Source organism: Paraburkholderia sp. SEWSISQ10-3 4, assembly GCF_030464785.1.
Lineage (GTDB): Bacteria > Pseudomonadota > Gammaproteobacteria > Burkholderiales > Burkholderiaceae > Paraburkholderia > Paraburkholderia aspalathi.
This window is the reverse complement of sequence record NZ_JALPRI010000013.1, coordinates 77,622-92,058: the sequence shown is the minus strand read 5'-3', so window position 1 is coordinate 92,058 and position 14,437 is coordinate 77,622. Positions and strand designations below refer to the sequence as shown.

The window sequence follows — 14,437 nt, the reverse complement described above, 5'->3', positions numbered from 1 at the left end:
CGAACGACCTGCACACGTTCCGGAAACCACTCGGTTTTCAGTACGTATGCAGACCAGACTGCGTTACAGCCAGTACACGACGACGTACAGCCCAAGCCACACGACGTCCACAAAGTGCCAGTACCAGGCGGCGCCCTCGAACGCGAAATGATGCTCCGCAGTGAAGTGGCCGCGAATCATCCGCGCCAGCACCACGGCCAGCATCGTACCGCCGAGGAACACGTGGAAACCGTGGAAGCCCGTCAGCAGGAAGAACGTCGAACCATACACGCCCGAAGCCAGCGTCAGGTTCAGTTCGTTGTACGCGTGGAAATACTCGAAGCCTTGCAGGAACAGGAAGCAGACGCCGAGCACCAGCGTAGCAGCCAGCCAGATGATCGCCTTCTTGCGATGATCTTCACGCAGCGCGTGGTGCGAAACCGTCAACGTAGCGCCCGACGACAGCAGCAGCGCCGTGTTGATGGTCGGCACCGGCCACGGCTGCATCGACTTGAAGGTCGAGACCAGCGCTGCCGGACCGTTGTTCGGCCACACCGCCGAGAAATCCGGCCAGATCAGCTTGTAGTCGAGGCTGCCGAGCTGATGCAGCGCGATTTCACGTGCATAGAACAGCGCGCCGAAGAAAGCGCCGAAGAACATCACTTCGGAGAAGATGAACCAGCTCATGCTCCAGCGGTACGACTTGTCGACATTCTTGCCGTACATGCCGCCTTCCGACTCGGCGATCGCGTCGCCGAACCAGTGCCACAAGGTGTAGAGCAGCCACAGCAAGCCGACGACGACGCCGATCGGCGCCAGTTCATGTTCGTTGATCCAGGCCGCAAGCGATCCGAGCATGACCAGCAATCCGACCGCGGCGCTGATCGGATGCCGCGACGGATGCGGTACGAAATAGTACGGGCTCTCGTTTTGACCGCTCATTCTTGATTCTCCACTTCAGTCCAGTTGTTCCGGAATCTCCGGCTGTATCTTCGGCGGCGCGTCGATACCGCACCGCTTCTCTCTAATTCGTGGGCTCTGCTTCGCCCGGTACGACTTGTGTGCCTGCCGGCTCAACCTACAACGGCGTGCACGATCAGGATCAGCACTCCGATCAGGATAGCTACGCTGATCAGCGCTGCCGCAAGCACATGCAACGGGTTCAACTGCGTTGCGTCCGCCTCCAGATCACGACGCTTGCGCACCCCGAAAAACGACCAGAACACGGCTTTCATCGACTGGCCGAAACTGCTCTTGCGTGGGCTGCCGTGGTTATCGCTCATTAACGTCTTCTTCCTTCGCCTGCGGCCAGCGCCGTCAGGCGGGGTTGGCGGTGGTCGCCGCCGTGTTGGCCGTGGGTGCTGCGCTCCCGGCCGTCGCCGCTGCCGGCGTATTCAACTCAAAGAACGTGTACGACAACGTGATCGTTTTCACATCCTTCGGCAACTTCGGGTCGACGACAAACACCACCGGCAACCGCTTCGTCTGGTTCGCAGTCAACGTCTGCTGCGTAAAGCAAAAACACTCGATCTTCTTGAAATACTCGGTTGCCTGCTTCGGCGCGTAGCTCGGAATGGCCTGCGCCTGAATCGTGCGCGCCTGTTCGTTGCTGACCTCGTACATCACTGTCGTCACTTCGCCCGGATGCACGTCGAGACTACGTTGCTCTGGCTTGAAACCGAGCGGACCGCGCGCGTTCGCATCGAGTTCGATCGAAATCGTGCGACTCATGTCGACCTGCGTATTCTTCGCCTCACGCACCGTAGCATCACGCTGCACGAGGTTGTTGATGCCGGTGATCTGACAGATCGCGCGGTACATCGGCACCAGCGCAAAACCAAAACCGAACATCATCAACGCGACGATGAACAGCTTGATCAGCATCGAACGGTTAAAAGAGCGATCGGCCTGGGCCGGCGGTTGCGTCGACATCTCAATCCTCAACAATCCTGCACACAGACTCGAACACCCGCGTACCGCGTCAGGGGAACCACTTCTGATGAATGATGACGCTCGCAAAAAAAGCCGCGGCGATGACAAACATCACGATACCGATCCGCCGGTTGCCCGCGCGAACCTGCTCGGGCGTACGTCTTTCTTGAGGATTGCGCGTCATGCTCGATTTTCTGAATACTTTCGTCACTACAGGGTGCCACCACTGCTCGCATGGCTGCCCGGTTCTGGCGGCGACTGACACCACGCCGCCAGAACCGGCAAGCTCGCTGAACGCCGATTACTCGACGGTCGGCGGGTTTTCGAACGTGTGGAACGGAGCCGGGCTCGGCACGGTCCATTCGAGGCCCGTTGCGCCGTCCCACGGCTTGTCGCCCGCTTTCTCGTGCTCGCCACCGCCACGGTAGGCCGGCAGTGCAACTGCGAACAGGAAGTACACCTGCGCCAGACCGAAGCCGAACGCGCCGATCGAGATGACCTGGTTCCAGTCGGTGAACTGTGCCGGGTAGTCAGCGTAGCGACGCGGCATACCCGCGAGACCGACAAAGTGCATCGGCAGGAACGCGAGGTTGAAGAAGAACATCGACGCCCAGAAGTGGATCTTGCCGCGCGTTTCGTTGTACATCCAGCCGGTCCACTTCGGCGACCAGTAGTACCACCCGGAGAACAACGCGAAGAGAGAACCCGCCACTAGCACGTAGTGGAAGTGCGCCACCACGAAATAGGTCCCGTGATACTGGATGTCGAGCGGCGCCATTGCCAGCATCAGGCCCGACAGACCGCCGAACGTGAACACGATCAGGAAGCCGACCGCGAACAGCATAGGCGTTTCGAAGGACAGCGAACCGCGCCACATCGTCGCGACCCAGTTGAACACCTTCACACCCGTCGGCACGGCGATCAGCATCGTCGCGTACATGAAGAACAGCTGGCCCGTCACCGGCATGCCGGTTGCGAACATGTGGTGCGCCCAGACCATGAACGACAGAATCGCGATCGACGAGGTTGCGTAAACCATCGAGCTATAGCCGAACAGCGGCTTGCGCGAGAACGCCGGGATCACCTGCGACACGATCCCGAACGCCGGCAAGATCATGATGTACACCTCGGGGTGCCCGAAGAACCAGAAGATGTGCTGGTACATGACCGGGTCGCCGCCACCTGCCGCGTTGAAGAACGACGTGCCGAAGTGGCGATCGAACAGCACCATGGTGATCGCGCCTGCCAGAACCGGCATCACGGCAATCAGCAGGTACGCGGTGATCAGCCACGTCCAGACGAACATCGGCATCTTCATCAGCGTGAGGCCGGGTGCGCGCATGTTCAGGATCGTCACAACGATGTTGATCCCGCCCATGATCGACGAAGCACCCATCAAGTGGACCGCGAAAATCGCGAAGTCCATGCCCGGGCCCATTTGCGTCGACAACGGCGCGTACAGCGTCCAGCCCGCGGCGGTCGCGCCGCCCGGTGCGAAGAACGAGCCGACCAGCAACACCGCAGCCACCGGCAGCAGCCAGAAGCTGAAGTTGTTCATCCGCGCAAAAGCCATGTCCGATGCGCCGATCTGCAGCGGCACCATCCAGTTCGCGAAGCCGACGAAGGCCGGCATGATCGCGCCGAACACCATGATCAGGCCGTGCATGGTGGTCAACTGGTTAAAAAACTCGGGGCGCATGATCTGCAGACCCGGCTCGAACAGTTCGGCACGGATCATCAGCGCCATCACGCCCCCGGAGAGGAACATGGTGAACGAGAAGATCAGGTACAGCGTACCGATGTCCTTGTGATTGGTTGCGAACAGCCAACGACGCCAGCCATGCGGCGTTTCGTGGGCATGGTCGCCGTGCACGTGCTCGTGGCCCGCGGTTACATCGTGTCCGATGCTAGACATGACAATCTCCTAATGCGAATACTGCGGTGCTGACCATGAACACGTCAGGCAGCCGGGCTGATCTGGACACGCCGGGCTTCTTTTGCGTCGCTGCCGCCCGTGATCGTTTCCGGCTTCTTCAAAATAATGTGGTCTTCGGCAATGCCGGCTGCTTTCAGCGCGTCGCGCACGGCTTCGGCACGGGTCTTCGCGAGCTTCGCGTTGACTTCGGCAGAGCCGGTGGCGTCGGTGAAGCCCGACAGCGTGAACTTGGCGTCCGGGTGTGCTTTCGCGTAGGCCGCGGCCGCGTCGACCGCCGCTCTCGCGTCGGCCGGCAGCGTGCTCTTGCCGGTGTCGAAGTAGATGCTTGCCGGGAGTGCAGCCGTGGTGTCCGAGGCGGCCGAAGCGGCTTCTGCACCAGAGGCAGACGCTGCGCCCGAAGCTGCCTCTGCGCCGCTAGCTGCTGCGCCTGCGCTGGCCAGATGATCGCCGCCTTCCGGCAGCTTGCCGTTACGGGCGTCCAGAATCTGCTTCGGCTGGAGAATGTCGCCGGTGTGGTTGCCCCACGAATTACGTTCGTACGTGATGACCGAAGCGATTTCGACGTCGTTCAGCGTCGGCGCCCACGAAGGCATCGCGTTCTTGCCCTTCAGCACCAGGCTCACGTGCTCGGCGATCGGACCGTTGGCGATCTTGCTGCCGTCCAGCGCCGGGAATGCACCTGCACCCTTACCGGTCGGCTGGTGGCAGACCGCGCAGTTCGCTGCGTACACCTTACCGCCGCGCTCCATCAGCTCAGCCATGGTGTAGGTCTTGTTCGGATCGTCCTGGCCGGCGGCCATTTTCTTTTTCTGCGTATCGACCCACTTCGCGTAGTCGTCTGCGGACAGCACTTCGACGACCACCGGCATGAACGCGTGTTCCTTGCCGCACAGTTCCGTACAGAAGCCGCGGAAGGTGCCGGTCTTGTCAGCCTTGAACCACGTGTCGCGCACAAAACCCGGAATCGCATCCTGCTTCACGCCGAATGCCGGCACGTACCAGGAGTGGACCACGTCGTTCGCGGTGGTGATGATGCGGATTTTCTTGTCGACCGGGACGACGAGCGGATTGTCGACTTCCTGCAGGTACGTGGTGGAAATCGGTTCGCGGCCATCGGTTTGCGCACGCGGCGTGGCCAGCGTGGACAGGAAGCTGATGCCCTCACCCGGACCCTTCACGTAGTCGTAGCCCCACTTCCACTGGTAGCCCGTGACCTTGATGGTAACGTCGGCGTTCGTCGTGTCCTTCATCGCGACGACGGTCTTGGTGGCGGGGAGCGCCATCAGCACGACGATGACGAACGGGACGATCGTCCAGATGATTTCGACGGTAGTGCTTTCGTGGAAATGGGAAGCTTTATGGCCTTTCGATTTGCGGTGCGCAAACATCGAATAGAACATCACTGCGAACACGCCGACGAAGATCACCGTGCACAGGATCAGCATGAACGTGTGGAGGCTGTAGAGCTCCTCAGCGATTTTCGTCGCCGGCGGCTGGAGATTGATCTCGTTGACGGCAGGGCCGCCCGGAACATCGCCCACTGCCAGGGCCGCCCCGGCGAAAAGCAGTCCGCTCATCGCCAGCACGCCCATGAGGGCTCGCTTGATTGTTTTCATAGCTTCCTTACCCAAAATTTCCATTCAAACCCTCGACCCCGCTGGCAGGCTGTCTCGCGCTCCCCGTGAACGCCGCGCGTCTCAACACGTCTAACAACGCGTGAGCCACATGCGCAATTCGCCTGCGAACTGCGCGCGCCGATACTGCGCGAGATGTTGCCCGATCATGATCGTCTGTCCGCGCGAGACCAGTTTGATCTGGTCACGCGGCGTTGCGCCCGGTTCGATCCGCACCCAGCGCGGATTGAATTCGAACTGCGTGAGCCGCTCGGCGCTGACCTGCTCGATCACGAGCCGGTTCTGAAACAGCCGGACGCGCTCGTAATCGACAGCATGACGCGCATATATGGCAAACGCGATGCCCACCGCCAGCAATTCAATACCGGTGAACGGCAACACCAGCCAGGCGCCGACCAGAACCAGCATGAAAGCAATTGCCAACGAGAACAACGCAAGCGACACGTAGAAACATACAAACTGCCGCGGTGATATCGAACAGTTGCGCTTCATCGTCCAGTCTTTGAGAACTGGTTCTGAATCCGCCAGCAGATCTGATGCTTCCATCGCTGCCTCCCGCCGACCGTCACCGATCACCGCCTGCGGCCATTGCTTGCGACCGCAGAATCCAGCTACTTGATTACTGCCGCGTCACTTCATGTTGCAGCCCTATGCCTCGGGCCTGCCGCCCCAAATGTGGGAACTCCGGGCGACAAACTGACGCATTATAGGCGCGATCCATGGCATCCACAAGCAAGCCTCAATCGGCCCACAAGCCCGGTGCGACAAGCCTCCGCGCCGTTTTGACGCAGCTTTCACGCGTCTTTTGAAGCGGTAATTTCAGACATAACAGATGTCCTCTTTACCGCTTCGTTGATTCCTCACCGATTCCTCGACGAGCCTCGTCCGATATCCTCGAGCCGCACGATCCCATGCCCTTCGGCCGTGGTGCGCGGCACGGCTTTCCAGGCGTGGCCGTAGATCACTTCGAAGGTCAGCGCGATCGTGCCGTCGGCGCGCCGGCGGGCTTCGAGCGCCGCCAGCAAAGCCTTGTGCAGCCTACGCGCGACAGCATTCGAGGTGCTCTCGCGCTCGAACGGATAGGCGCCCCAACGGCGCACATCCGCGAGCAGCGACTCGGGCGACTTATACGTAATGGTGAGTGTTTCCTGATCCATCACCGGAATCTCGAAACCGCTCTCGACCAGCATGTCTCCGAGGTCATGCATGTCGACAAAGTCGATCACGTGCTTGCGCGAGGCAACGCCATGTGCGGCCTCGACCTCGGCGTAGGCGCCGCGCAATTCCTTCAGCGAATCGGGGCCGAGCGTGCTGAACATCAGCAGGCCGTTCACTTTCAGCACGCGTTGCCACTCGGGAAACACGAGATCGGGCCGCGAGTGCCAGTGGAGAGCGAGATTGGACCAGATGAATTCGAAGGCGCCGGCCGCGAACGGCAGCGCCGAGAAGTCGGCCTGCGCGAAACGCGGACCACGGGCGCCGAGTGCCTTGCCGAGCGTGGCCGGCAAAAAGCGCCGCCAGCTCATGTCGCCGGAATCGTGGCGCAACGCGCGGCTGAGCATTCCGTGCGACAGGTCGGTGCCGAACACCGGCGCCTCGGGGAAGCGTTCGCGCAATCCGGGGATGTCTTCGCCCGCACCGCAACCGGCGTCGAGCACGCTCGACGGCGCAACCTTGATGTAGTCGAGGCGTTCGCGCATGCGCTGCGCGATTTCGCGCGGCAGGAACGCGACCTGGTCGAAGGTCGCCGCACGGCGGTCGAAAATCTGCCTGAGGCGCCGGGAATCATAGGCCGGACGGCCAGATTGAGACGTAGTTGGGGGCATGGGTGTCGTACTGGCGTAGAGCACGAAGTATACTCGTTCGCTTCCGTCCATTCAGCGTGAAAGGCCTTTACGGGCGGTCCAATCATGCCATTCCGAAAAAATTCCTCGTCTCCCGGCGGCTCGAACGCACTTTTTGCACGCTTCACGCGCGGCTTATATTCGGCATGGCCGCATGTGATGCACGCTGCGTTGCCGAACCTGTGCGCACTGTGCGGCAATTTGTCGCATAAAACGCTGTGTGCTGGTTGTGACGAGGCGTACTGGAACGAAGCCAGATTGCGCTGCACGGTGTGCGCGGTCCCTTTGTCCGGAACGCGCTGGGCGGGCCACGCGCAATATCGCTGTGCGGATTGCATCGGCGAGCCGCCGCCGTTCGAGGCGACCTTTGCTCTTGCCGATTACCGCCAGCCGCTCGATGCCTTGGCGCTCGGGCTGAAATTCCGTGCCCGGCTGATGCTGGCGCGCGAGTTTGCGCAACGCCTTGCGCGGCTCGCAGGGGATTCATGGGTGGACGCGACGGACAAGCCCGATGTGCTCGCGCCTGTGCCGCTGGCCAACAAACGTCTTACTGAGCGCGGCTACAACCAGGCCTGGCAGATTGCGAGGCCCCTGGCCCGCGCGCTGAATGTGCGCAGCGACGCCACCTTGCTGCATCGTGTGATTCACACCGCGCCGCAATCGCGGCTCGACCTGGACGCGCGCCGCTTGAACGTGGGCCGCGCATTCAAGGTCGCCAGACCGGTGCAAGGTCTGCATGTCGGCATCGTCGACGATGTGATGACGACCGGCGCGACCCTCGAAGCGCTGGCGCGTACGCTCAAAGCTGCCGGTGCGCGGCGCGTCACCAACTTCGTCGCGCTGCGTACGCCGAAAAACTAGTCTCTATCAGAAGCCATCATGTTCAATGTCGTTCTCGTCGAACCCGAAATCCCGCCGAACACCGGCAACGTTATCCGCCTGTGCGCCAACACCGGCGCACGGCTGCATCTGATCGAGCCGCTCGGCTTTCCGCTCGACGACGCCAAGTTACGCCGCGCCGGTCTCGACTATCACGAGTATGCGCAGATGAACGTGCATGCCGATTGGGCCGCGTTCGTCGCCAAGGAAGCGCCCGATCCGGCGCGGATGTTCGCCTTCACCACCCGTGGCTCTGGCCGGTTTCACGAGCATGCGTTTCAATCCGGCGACTGGTTCGTATTCGGCGCAGAAACGCGCGGCCTGCCTGACACCGTGCTCGATCAATTCGCCAATGAACAACGCGTGCGTCTGCCGATGCGACCGGGCAACCGCAGCCTGAATCTGTCGAATACGGTCGCTGTCGTGGTGTTCGAAGCGTGGCGTCAGACCGGCTTTGACGGCGGCGCCTGACGGCGCTTCAATTCGGCTTCGTAGCGCGCGAGCATGGCTTCGTCGAAACAGGCGAACACCACGTGCTCGATTTTCGGGGTGCGTGGCAAAGTTTCAAGCACAGCGCCCACGGCGATCTGCACGGCTTCGTTGGCAGGAAAATGGTAGATGCCGCAACTAATCGCGGGGAATGCAATGCTCGTGCAATGCGCCTGATGCGCGACTTCGAGTGAGCGTTGATAACAGGAGGCAAGCAGGTCCGCCTCGCCGCGCACACCACCCTGCCAGACCGGGCCGACCGCATGGATCACGTGTTTGGCCCGTAACTGGTAGCCACGGGTGATTTTCGCATCGCCGGTTGCGCAGCCGCCGAGCGTTTCGCACTCACGCAGCAATTCCTTGCCGGCCGCGCGGTGAATCGCGCCGTCCACGCCGCCCCCGCCTAGCAACGAAGTATTCGCGGCATTGACGATCGCATCCACGGCGAGTGTCGTGATGTCGACCACGCGCGCTTCTAGCGTGCAATTGTTAAAACTGGGCATGAGAACCTCGCTGGTCCGAAGCGTCGATAAAACGTGGACAGCGATGGCGGGCAGCCGTTCAGCGCTTTTCGCGCTAAACGGCTGAAAGACAAGACTTATTCTGCTTTCGAATCGCGCCGCAGCAAGGCGCTGACGGCGTCGCGGGGCGCTACGCCGTCGAACAGCACAGCACAGACTGCCTGCGTGATCGGCATCTCGATTGCATGAGCGCGAGCGATTGCCAACACAGCTTGCGCACAACGCACACCTTCGGCCACGTGACCGAGGCCGCCGAGGATGTCGTCGAGCGTACGGCCCGCGGCGAGCTGAACGCCGACCGTGCGATTGCGTGAGAGATCACCCGTGGCGGTCAGGATCAGATCGCCCAGCCCGGTCAAACCGGTGAACGTCTCCGCCCGCCCGCCTAGCGTCACGCCGAGGCGCGACATTTCAGCGAGACCACGTGTAATCAACGCCGCGCGTGCGTTGAGACCGAGGCCGAGGCCATCGGCAATACCCGTGGCAATCGCCAGCACGTTCTTGACCGCGCCGCCCACTTCCACGCCGACGATGTCATCGCCGGTATAGATGCGCATGGCGCCATGATGAAACGCGGCAACCGTGCGCTCCCGGCATGTCGCCGACGTGCTCGCGATCGTCAACGCGACCGGCAAGCCCTGTCCAACTTCACGAGCGAAACTCGGACCCGACAGCACGCCGTTACTGCCATGCCCCGGCAATTCAGCCGCGACCACCTGATGCGGCAACAACTGCGAGTCGGCTTCGAATCCTTTGCACAACCACACCACATGCGCCGGCACTTTGCCCGCGTCGTGCATCGCCCGAAACAAACCCCGCAAACCGGCAACGGGCGTCGCCACGACGCATAACGCGTCGTCGGCGAGCGCGTGGTCGAGCGCTGCGTTCAGATCGGCTTCATAGCGAAGGGACGCCGGCAACGCAACGCCCGCCAGATAGCGGGCGTTTTCGTGCGAAGCGGAGAGATCGGCGATGAGCGCGGGTTCACGCGCCCACAGCACCGTGTCGTGCCGTGCGGCCAGATGTCCGGCGAGGGCTGTGCCCCATGCGCCGGCGCCGAGGACAGCAACCTTCATAGCCGGCACCGAACGGACGCGTTTAATGCGTGACGCCGTTTTGCGCCGCGCCTTCCTGGCCGCCCATTTGCGCGAGACGTTGCTCGTACAGCGCCTGGAAGTTGATCTCGGCGAGGTGGATCGGCGGGAAGCCTGCGCGGGTGATCGCGTCGGCGATGTTCGAGCGCAGGTACGGGAACAGGATCGTCGGGCAGGCAATGCCGACCAGCGGATCGATCTGTTCAGCCGGAATGTTGCGGATGTCGAAAATGCCGGCTTGCTTGGCTTCGATCAGGAACGCAACCTTGTCCGACACCTTGGCCGTGACCGTGCCCGTCACGAGGATTTCGAACACGGTGTCGGCGAGGCGCTCGGCCTTCACGTCGACTTCGACTTCGACCGACGGCATTTCCTGCTCGAGGAAGATGCCCGGCGAATTCGGCTGCTCGAGCGACATGTCCTTCAGGTAGATGCGCTGGATGTTGAAGAACGGCTGGTTATTCTCGTCGGACATGATTGAGTGATTCCCTGATAGGTATGCATGGCGGCGGCCCATGACTCCACGGGCCGCCAGATCGTTGCGGCGCATCGCCGGCCCTCGAGGTTGTCCTTGAAGGGCCAGCACGCGCCGACTTGTATTTCACCCGACTGACTCACGCGCCGGCCGGCGCACCAGTCAGGCAGCTTCGTTCAGGCAGGTTCGAGCAGAGGCATCAAACCGCCCGCGCGATCGAGCGCGGACAGATCGTCGTACCCGCCGACATGCGTCTCGCCGATGAACACCTGCGGCACTGTGCGGCGACCGGTCCGGGTCATCATTTCTTCACGACGGGCCGGGTCCTTGTCGATCAGTACCTTTTCAACGTGCTCGACGCCGCGCGACTTTAAAAGACGTTCGGCCATCTGGCAATACGGGCACACCTGGGTGCTGTACATGATGACTTTGTTCACTTGGCTGCTCCTTGTTTCACAACCGGCATACCGGCTTTCTGCCAGGCGTCGACACCGCCTTCGAGAACATGGACTTCGGCGTATCCCGCATCCTGCACGATACGCGCTGCCTTGTTCGACTGCTGGCCGGTCTGGCATACCAGCAGCACCGGGTTGCTCTTGTTCTTCACGAGTTGCGCGACTTTCGCCTGCAGCTCTGCAAATTCAAGGTGCCGTGCCGCGGGCAGATGGCCCTTGGCAAAGTCGGCGGACGGACGCAGATCGATGACCGCCGCATTGCGCCGGTTGATCAGTTGGGTGGCTTCAGCGGCCGACAGGCCACCGCGGCCACGCCGGCTGATCGTCGGCCACAGCAGCAACCCACCGGAGATGAGGACGATTGCGATCAGTACAAGGTTTGTGTAATCAGTGAAAAACTTCACGGAAAATCCGCCGAAAAAGAGAGAAATCGAAAAGGGCAATCCACCCATTATAAAATAACCGTCTGACGCGATGGCGGCGCTCCTCTAGAGGACCCTCGCAGCGCTTTACCGCTTCCTTACTACCGACCGGCAATCTCATGTACAAACTCGTTCTCATCCGCCACGGCGAATCGACGTGGAACAAGGAAAACCGTTTCACGGGCTGGGTCGACGTCGACCTCACCGAGCAGGGCAATCGTGAAGCGCAGCAGGCGGGCGTGCTGCTGAAGGAATCGGGCTATTCGTTCGATATCGCCTACACGTCGGTGCTCAAGCGCGCGATCCGCACCCTGTGGCACGTACAGGACCAGATGGATCTGATGTACCTGCCGGTGGTGCACTCGTGGCGCCTGAACGAGCGCCACTACGGCGCGCTGTCGGGTCTGAACAAGGCGGAAACCGCCGCCAAGTTCGGCGACGAACAGGTGCTGGTCTGGCGCCGCAGCTACGACACGCCGCCGCCGGCGCTCGATCCGTCGGACGAACGCGCACCCTACAACGATCCGCGCTACGCCAAGGTGCCGCGTGAGCAATTGCCGCTCACCGAGTGCCTGAAAGACACCGTCGCACGCGTTTTGCCGTTGTGGAACGAGTCGATCGCGCCGGCCATCAAGTCGGGCCGCAAGGTCGTGATCGCCGCGCACGGCAACTCGATCCGCGCCATGGTGAAGTATCTCGACAACATTTCGGACGACGACATCGTCGGCCTGAATATCCCGAACGGCGTGCCGCTCGTCTATGAACTCGACGAAAACCTGAAGCCGATCAAGCACTACTATCTGGGCGACCAGGACGCGATTGCAAAGGCGCAGGCCGCCGTGGCCAAGCAGGGCAAGGCGGGCTAAACCGGGGCCACCGGCCGCCGCGGCTCCCGTCTGCAGCGGAAACTTGCAGCGGGGGGCCCGGCAAACGGGCCGTACCATCGGCAAGACCTACCGGGATACGCTGCCCGCCGGCTGTCAATTGCGCCATCGCACTGCCATCTTGCCGTTACTGCACATTACTTCAGCGGCGCGAGCGCCGGCTCACGAACCAGGGCCCGCCGGCGCTGTCGAATCACGATTGCCTGCGCTGCGCACTGACTGGGCGGGTGTGCAGTTATACTTGTCCGTCCCCATCTCTATCGACGCTGCCACGCGCTCCCGACCGCAACAGACTCTATGCGAAAGAACCTGAAAAATATCGGCCTGATTGCCGCGGGCCTTGCTACCGGCGCATTTGCCACCCTGCAACTCTCCGCCTCGGCCCAGCAACCCGCCAGCGCCGCCTCGAGCGCCGTCGCACCGTTGCCGCTGGACCAACTCCGGCTCTTTGCCGAAGTCTTCGGGCAAATCAAGCATGAGTACGTCGAACCGGTCGACGATAAAAAGCTCCTCACCGCCGCGATCAAGGGCATGGTGTCGAGCTTGGACCCGCACTCGTCGTATCTCGACAAGACCGATTACGAAGAACTGCAGGAGCAGACCAAGGGTCGCTTCGCGGGTCTCGGCATCGAAATTTCGTCGGAAGACGGCCTGATCAAGGTGATCTCGCCGATTGAAGACACACCCGCGTTCCGCGCCGGCATCCGTCCGGGCGACCTGATCACCCGCATCAATGACAAGCCGGTGCGCGGCATGACGCTCGACCAGGCCGTCAAGCAGATGCGCGGCGATCCGGGCACCAAGGTCACGCTGACCATCTTCCGCAAGACCGACGACCGTACGTTCCCGCTCACGGTGACGCGCGCGATCATCAAGGTCCAATCGGTCAAGATGAAGATTCTGGCGCCGGGCTACGCGTATGTCCGCATCACCAGCTTCCAGGAACGCACCACGCCTGATCTGGCTGCGAAGCTGCAAGACATCGCCCGTCAACAGCCGAACCTGAAGGGTCTCGTGCTCGACCTGCGCAATAACGGCGGCGGTCTGCTGCAAAGCGCGGTTGGTGTTGCCGGCGCGTTCCTGCCGCCGAATTCGGTTGTGGTGTCCACCAACGGCCAGATTCCGGATTCGAAGCAGGTCTATCGCGACACGTACGATAACTACCGCCTGCAATCGTTCGACAGCGATCCGCTGAAAGACGAAGCGCCGATCTTCAAGACTGTGCCGATGATCGTGCTGACCAACGCCTACTCGGCGTCGGCTTCGGAAATCGTCGCGGGCGCGCTGCAGGATCAGCATCGTGCGCTGATCGTCGGCAAGACCACCTTCGGCAAGGGCTCGGTGCAAACCGTCCGTCCAATGACGGCTGAAACGGCACTGCGTCTGACCACGGCGTACTACTACACGCCGAGCGGCCGTTCGATCCAGAACAAGGGCATCCGTCCTGACATCGCGGTCGATCAATACGCGGAAGGCGATCCGGACGACGCACTGGTGACCCGCGAAGTCGACTACTCGAACCACCTGGCGAACACGCAGGATCCGAACGAGAAGAAGGAAGCGGAACAGCGCGAACAGGAACGCATGGACCAACTGCGCCAGCTTGAAGAGCAGAACGACAAGAAGACGCCGGAACAGCGTCAGAAGGATCGTGAGCGCAAGCCGGTCGAGTTCGGTTCGACCGACGACTTCATGCTGACGCAGGCATTGAACAAGCTGGAAGGCAAGCCGGTGCAGGAATCGAAGTCGCTGACCGAGCGGCGTCTCGCGCAGAACAAGCCGGCAGCATCGGCCTCCGCGCCGGTCGCGGTGAAGCCGACGCAGCCGGTACCGGGCGCATCGGCACCGGCCTCGGCGCCTGCTACGCAAAGCAACTAAGCAGCAAACCCAACG

Annotated in this window: 17 protein-coding genes; 4 read left to right on the top strand and 13 right to left on the bottom strand. The window is 61.8% G+C overall.

Translation table 11 applies throughout. The features are described from left to right. Positions 1-63: 63 nt before the first annotated feature. The 8 genes from M0D68_RS22890 to M0D68_RS22855 form a co-directional block, all read right to left on the bottom strand. Entirely contained in the window at positions 64-921 is an 858-nt protein-coding gene (locus M0D68_RS22890) for a cytochrome c oxidase subunit 3 (protein ID WP_093643746.1), read from the bottom strand. 131 nt (positions 922-1,052) lie between these two features. After that, entirely contained in the window at positions 1,053-1,262 is a 210-nt protein-coding gene (locus M0D68_RS22885) for a DUF2970 domain-containing protein (RefSeq protein ID WP_093643748.1), read from the bottom strand. Between the two features lie 34 nt (positions 1,263-1,296). After that, positions 1,297-1,911, bottom strand: a complete 615-nt coding sequence (locus M0D68_RS22880; protein WP_093643751.1) for a cytochrome c oxidase assembly protein — start codon at positions 1,909-1,911, stop codon at positions 1,297-1,299. A gap of 49 nt (positions 1,912-1,960) precedes the next feature. After that, entirely contained in the window at positions 1,961-2,095 is a 135-nt protein-coding gene (locus M0D68_RS22875) for a cytochrome oxidase small assembly protein (protein WP_093643753.1), read from the bottom strand. Positions 2,096-2,212: 117 nt separating this feature from the next. After that, positions 2,213-3,826, bottom strand: coding sequence for a cytochrome c oxidase subunit I (gene ctaD / locus M0D68_RS22870; RefSeq protein ID WP_093643755.1), 1,614 nt, complete (start codon positions 3,824-3,826; stop codon positions 2,213-2,215). A 44-nt stretch (positions 3,827-3,870) separates the two neighbouring features. Next, positions 3,871-5,487, bottom strand: a complete 1,617-nt coding sequence (gene coxB, locus M0D68_RS22865) for a cytochrome c oxidase subunit II (RefSeq protein ID WP_093643757.1) — start codon at positions 5,485-5,487, stop codon at positions 3,871-3,873. A 66-nt stretch (positions 5,488-5,553) separates the two neighbouring features. Beyond that, positions 5,554-6,027 carry a DUF2244 domain-containing protein gene (locus M0D68_RS22860; protein ID WP_063494650.1) on the bottom strand — a complete coding sequence of 158 codons (474 nt, stop codon included), beginning with the start codon at positions 6,025-6,027 and terminating at the stop codon, positions 5,554-5,556. Between the two features lie 314 nt (positions 6,028-6,341). Beyond that, a complete protein-coding gene (locus M0D68_RS22855; RefSeq protein WP_093643759.1) occupies positions 6,342-7,307 on the bottom strand; it encodes a methyltransferase domain-containing protein in 966 nt (321 codons plus the stop codon). A gap of 84 nt (positions 7,308-7,391) precedes the next feature. On the opposite strand from M0D68_RS22855, the gene M0D68_RS22850 reads away from it, so the two are divergent. Then, the gene (locus M0D68_RS22850) at positions 7,392-8,186 is read left to right on the top strand and encodes a ComF family protein (protein WP_093643761.1); all 795 of its coding nucleotides are present in this window, start codon (positions 7,392-7,394) and stop codon (positions 8,184-8,186) included. Positions 8,187-8,204: 18 nt separating this feature from the next. Further along, complete coding sequence (gene trmL / locus M0D68_RS22845) at positions 8,205-8,675, top strand: tRNA (uridine(34)/cytosine(34)/5-carboxymethylaminomethyluridine(34)-2'-O)-methyltransferase TrmL (protein ID WP_154564601.1); 471 nt, start codon at positions 8,205-8,207, stop codon at positions 8,673-8,675. Here trmL and M0D68_RS22840 read toward each other — a convergent pair. The 5 genes from M0D68_RS22840 to M0D68_RS22820 form a co-directional block, all read right to left on the bottom strand. Next, positions 8,648-9,196, bottom strand: a complete 549-nt coding sequence (locus M0D68_RS22840; RefSeq protein WP_211702872.1) for an O-acetyl-ADP-ribose deacetylase — start codon at positions 9,194-9,196, stop codon at positions 8,648-8,650. The genes trmL and M0D68_RS22840 overlap by 28 nt on opposite strands. 95 nt (positions 9,197-9,291) lie before the next feature. After that, entirely contained in the window at positions 9,292-10,290 is a 999-nt protein-coding gene (locus M0D68_RS22835; RefSeq protein WP_200651369.1) for an NAD(P)H-dependent glycerol-3-phosphate dehydrogenase, read from the bottom strand. A 22-nt stretch (positions 10,291-10,312) separates the two neighbouring features. Then, positions 10,313-10,783 (bottom strand): protein-export chaperone SecB, encoded by a 471-nt coding sequence (gene secB, locus M0D68_RS22830; RefSeq protein ID WP_054035743.1) that lies wholly within the window; start codon positions 10,781-10,783, stop codon positions 10,313-10,315. 176 nt (positions 10,784-10,959) lie between these two features. Beyond that, the gene (gene grxC / locus M0D68_RS22825) at positions 10,960-11,220 is read right to left on the bottom strand and encodes a glutaredoxin 3 (protein WP_054035740.1); all 261 of its coding nucleotides are present in this window, start codon (positions 11,218-11,220) and stop codon (positions 10,960-10,962) included. After that, positions 11,217-11,642, bottom strand: a complete 426-nt coding sequence (locus M0D68_RS22820; protein WP_054035864.1) for a rhodanese-like domain-containing protein — start codon at positions 11,640-11,642, stop codon at positions 11,217-11,219. Before M0D68_RS22820 ends, grxC begins: the two co-directional genes overlap by 4 nt. A 137-nt stretch (positions 11,643-11,779) precedes the next feature. On the opposite strand from M0D68_RS22820, the gene gpmA reads away from it, so the two are divergent. Both gpmA and M0D68_RS22810 read left to right on the top strand, forming a co-directional pair. Further along, positions 11,780-12,526, top strand: a complete 747-nt coding sequence (gene gpmA, locus M0D68_RS22815) for a 2,3-diphosphoglycerate-dependent phosphoglycerate mutase (protein WP_054035739.1) — start codon at positions 11,780-11,782, stop codon at positions 12,524-12,526. 315 nt (positions 12,527-12,841) lie between these two features. Continuing rightward, on the top strand, positions 12,842-14,422 hold the full coding sequence (locus M0D68_RS22810; RefSeq protein WP_093643768.1) for a S41 family peptidase: 1,581 nt from the start codon (positions 12,842-12,844) through the stop codon (positions 14,420-14,422). Positions 14,423-14,437: the final 15 nt, after the last annotated feature.

Bases quoted from the DNA above. Each gene is read 5' to 3' on its own strand.
- secB (WP_054035743.1), bottom strand. From the start codon at position 10,783: ATGTCCGACGAGAATAACCAGCCGTTCTTCAACATCCAGCGCATCTAC.
- M0D68_RS22885 (WP_093643748.1), bottom strand. From the start codon at position 1,262: ATGAGCGATAACCACGGCAGCCCACGCAAGAGCAGTTTCGGCCAGTCG.
- M0D68_RS22860 (WP_063494650.1), bottom strand. From the start codon at position 6,027: ATGGAAGCATCAGATCTGCTGGCGGATTCAGAACCAGTTCTCAAAGAC.
- trmL (WP_154564601.1), top strand. From the start codon at position 8,205: ATGTTCAATGTCGTTCTCGTCGAACCCGAAATCCCGCCGAACACCGGC.
- M0D68_RS22875 (WP_093643753.1), bottom strand. From the start codon at position 2,095: ATGACGCGCAATCCTCAAGAAAGACGTACGCCCGAGCAGGTTCGCGCG.
- M0D68_RS22855 (WP_093643759.1), bottom strand. From the start codon at position 7,307: ATGCCCCCAACTACGTCTCAATCTGGCCGTCCGGCCTATGATTCCCGG.
- M0D68_RS22840 (WP_211702872.1), bottom strand. From the start codon at position 9,196: ATGCCCAGTTTTAACAATTGCACGCTAGAAGCGCGCGTGGTCGACATC.
- M0D68_RS22850 (WP_093643761.1), top strand. From the start codon at position 7,392: ATGCCATTCCGAAAAAATTCCTCGTCTCCCGGCGGCTCGAACGCACTT.
- M0D68_RS22890 (WP_093643746.1), bottom strand. From the start codon at position 921: ATGAGCGGTCAAAACGAGAGCCCGTACTATTTCGTACCGCATCCGTCG.
- gpmA (WP_054035739.1), top strand. From the start codon at position 11,780: ATGTACAAACTCGTTCTCATCCGCCACGGCGAATCGACGTGGAACAAG.
- ctaD (WP_093643755.1), bottom strand. From the start codon at position 3,826: ATGTCTAGCATCGGACACGATGTAACCGCGGGCCACGAGCACGTGCAC.
- M0D68_RS22880 (WP_093643751.1), bottom strand. From the start codon at position 1,911: ATGTCGACGCAACCGCCGGCCCAGGCCGATCGCTCTTTTAACCGTTCG.
- M0D68_RS22835 (WP_200651369.1), bottom strand. From the start codon at position 10,290: ATGAAGGTTGCTGTCCTCGGCGCCGGCGCATGGGGCACAGCCCTCGCC.
- coxB (WP_093643757.1), bottom strand. From the start codon at position 5,487: ATGGAAATTTTGGGTAAGGAAGCTATGAAAACAATCAAGCGAGCCCTC.
- M0D68_RS22810 (WP_093643768.1), top strand. From the start codon at position 12,842: ATGCGAAAGAACCTGAAAAATATCGGCCTGATTGCCGCGGGCCTTGCT.